Source organism: Brevundimonas sp. (genome assembly GCF_031082345.1).
Lineage (GTDB): Bacteria > Pseudomonadota > Alphaproteobacteria > Caulobacterales > Caulobacteraceae > Brevundimonas.
Genome location: NZ_JAVHLH010000311.1, coordinates 1 through 2,877, shown reverse-complemented (window position 1 = coordinate 2,877; position 2,877 = coordinate 1). Strand labels below are relative to the sequence as shown.

Sequence of the window (2,877 nt, the reverse complement as noted above, 5' to 3'; positions counted from 1 at the left end):
GTAGCCGGGAACAGAACCCGGAACCCAGGCGTCCGGGAACCGGCCTTGCCGGGCCTTAACCCTCTCAGTGCGATCTCCTGGGTTCCGGGTTCCGCTACGCGGCCCCGGAATGACGGATCGGAGGGGGCAAACGAGACTACCGGGCGTGATCCCTTCGCGGGCCTCCCGGCCGATGGGCGTTCCGTCAGAGCCCCGCCGCTCAGGGTCGGGTGCACGGGATGGCAGGGTCTGGCGCTGTTTGGCAGGGATGGCAGGGTTCGGGAATCCACCCGCCGTCGTCGTCATCCTCGGGCTTGACCCGAGGATCAGAGGCGAGAGGCGGGCTGTGCGACGGTGGCGGCCCCGCGAGCGCGACCGTGAGGCTCTCGACGGAGCACCGGACGGTCTGATCCTCGGGTCAGGCCCGAGGATGACGGGAATGGGGAAGGTCTTTCAGGTGGAGCCCATAACCGCTTCCGACCCGTTGCGGGCGTTGGCAGCGGCATCGTTGGGCAACAAGCGGCCGCTGGCCTCAACGGCGGATGAACGTGGGCACCGCCCGTAGCGAGCCATCTGCCGTGGGCCGGTCGTCCACATTGCACCAACTCGCCAGAGTCTGCCCGTCATCCGGGTCGGCGACCAAATTCACGACCCTGCACCCGCCATGAAAGACCATCGGCATCGCCTCGTCCTCGGACAGCACCACCAAGCCCGGCCGATGCTTCTCGTAACCGTCACCGCTGAGCGTATAGACCGCCACCCAGACGCGGAGTGGCGCAACGAAATTGAACGCGCCCTGTGTGGTGAAGTAGGGCGTGTCGTCGCCGATGCGGACCTCTCTCAACGAATACCGGCGGACGTATCGCTCCTTCGGCAGCGCGCCATCGGGAAGAACGGCCTTCGCGTCTACGGCTGACACCGGCGGCGACGCGGGAGCGCGCCTCAGCACAAAGCAGGTCTCCGCGCCGAACCCCATGCTGGTGTCGAGCCGGAAGGTTCGCGTGCCCGTGAAATAGTGACACCGGAAGGTCGAGATGACGCCATAGGGCCCATTCGCGCCGGGCGGCAGCGTGGTGTCCTGAATCCAGAACAGGACGCCGTGTCCCGACACAACCAGCGAGATGTAGAGAAGGGCGAACAGCCCCAGGAAAATCCAGCGAAGGCGGCGCGGCTTCCTGACCGCACCTCCGTTGGGTCGCTCCGCCTGTTCGATCATCTAATTTGCGCCCCCGACGAAACCTGTCAGATGGGCACGCCCTAGGTCAACGTCCGCTCTCCACCCTTGGCAGCCGTCGCGTGGGTCCGCTTCGGGACTGCCCCATCCGGACCCTCCGGGCCACTCTCCCCGGGGGCCAAGGGCGGAAGGGCGCTAGGCCGTCAGCGTCGGGTCCAGATATTTCAGGTTTTCTTCCCGGATTTTCGCCGCCGCCTCGTCATACAGGAAGGGCAGGAAGGCGAAGCGTTCGCCGCGGGTCACCGGCGTGGCCTCGTGCAGGATCGAGCAGGAGAAGACGCAGGCCCCGCCGGGCGGCGGCCGGTAGGTGCGCGGTCCGTATTCGGGAAAGCGAAGATCGCCGCCCTCATAGTCGGCGTTCAGATTGATCGAGACCGCGAAGCGGCGGTGGGCCGTGCCCCGGGTGGTGTTGTCGCGGTGGGGCCGGAAGAAGCCGCCCGAGTCCGCGTCGTAGCGGGCCACCAGATAGCGTTCGATCCGGGTCGGCTTGAAATTGAACGCTTTTTCGATCTGCGGAATCAGCCGCCGGGTCAGGCGGGCGACCATCTGCTTCTGAATGGCCTCGTCCTCGACGATCACATCCGACCGTCGCTTGTGATCGTCGCTCATCACCAGGGTGGTGACGCCGTCGACCTCGCGCATGAAGCCCGAGGGCTCGCCGCCGATCTCGCGATAGAGGGCGACCAGCCGCTCGCAGAAGGCCGCCTCGAAGATGCGCGGCGCAACCAGCACCGGCGCCGTGGCCGGGAATCCCCCATGCTCGGCCGGAGGGGGAAGGGTCGGGATGCGGTCGATCATCGCGTCGGCGTGTTCCGGGCCGACGGCGGCCATGACGTGAAGGGCGGGGTCGACCAGAATCCAGCGCTCCGCGTCGCGCGCATCATAGAGGTCCGCCGCCGCGCCCTGCGGGTCGAACAGGAAGCGGAGACCCGGCAGGGAGTCGGTCCGCTCGCCGCGCTCCGCATCCTCGCCGACGATCACGATGAAGGCGCTGGCGTGCAGGTCGTCAAAGGCGGCGCGTCGCTGTTCGAGGCGCTGGATGGCGGCGGCGAGCTCCGGGCCCGACCTGACGAAGGCCAGCGCCAGGTAGCGGCCCGCCGCCGTGTCGAGCACATAGCGGGGGTTGCTGAGCCCCTCGGCCACGAAGGTCGGGGCGGGATCGCCGTGCAGGAGGGCCATGCCGGGACGATGCCCGGGGGGGCGGCGTCCTGACAAGCCTGCTCGCCTAGCCGGCGGCGATGACTCCGCAGACGACCCGGTCGCCGGCTCCGCCGATCGGCTGGCTGACGTGGTCGTCCATGGCGGCGTGGATCACCAGGGCCGAGCCGTCGGCGTCCCACAGCCACTGGCCCGGGCCCTCGCGGGCGATGCGGGCGTGCGGGGTGAAGACCTCGGCCCGGACGCGCCCCTGGGCGTCGGCGAAGACATTGGGCAGGTCGCCGTCATCGGGGCCGCCGGGGTTCAACAGGCCATGCGGGGCCTTGGGTTCGCCGTGGTTGATGTGGCCGCCGGCCGAGGTGAACGGCGCCGCGCACTGGCCGGTGGCGTGGATGTGGGTCCCGTGCCAGCCGGGAGTGAGCCCGTCCGCCTCGATGCGAATCAGCACGCCCGTCGGCCCCTGCGTCACGACGGCCCGTCCGACGGTCTGACCCGCCGGATTGACC

General features: G+C 69.0%; 3 protein-coding genes. All 3 read right to left on the bottom strand.

The genetic code is table 11. The features are described 5' to 3' along the window. Window positions 1-511 precede the first annotated feature (511 nt). Window positions 512-1,195, bottom strand: a complete 684-nt coding sequence (locus tag RDU12_RS14530) for a hypothetical protein (RefSeq protein WP_300289967.1) — start codon at window positions 1,193-1,195, stop codon at window positions 512-514. Window positions 1,196-1,348: 153 nt separating this feature from the next. Further along, a complete protein-coding gene (locus tag RDU12_RS14525) occupies window positions 1,349-2,392 on the bottom strand; it encodes a 2OG-Fe(II) oxygenase (protein WP_300289966.1) in 1,044 nt (347 codons plus the stop codon). A gap of 46 nt (window positions 2,393-2,438) precedes the next feature. Continuing rightward, the coding region (locus RDU12_RS14520) for a superoxide dismutase family protein (protein WP_308685338.1) at window positions 2,439-2,877 on the bottom strand (439 nt) is incomplete at its 5' end.

Coding starts and splice junctions, on each gene's coding strand:
- RDU12_RS14530 (WP_300289967.1), bottom strand. CDS start 1,195: ATGATCGAACAGGCGGAGCGACCCAACGGAGGTGCGGTCAGGAAGCCG.
- RDU12_RS14525 (WP_300289966.1), bottom strand. CDS start 2,392: ATGGCCCTCCTGCACGGCGATCCCGCCCCGACCTTCGTGGCCGAGGGG.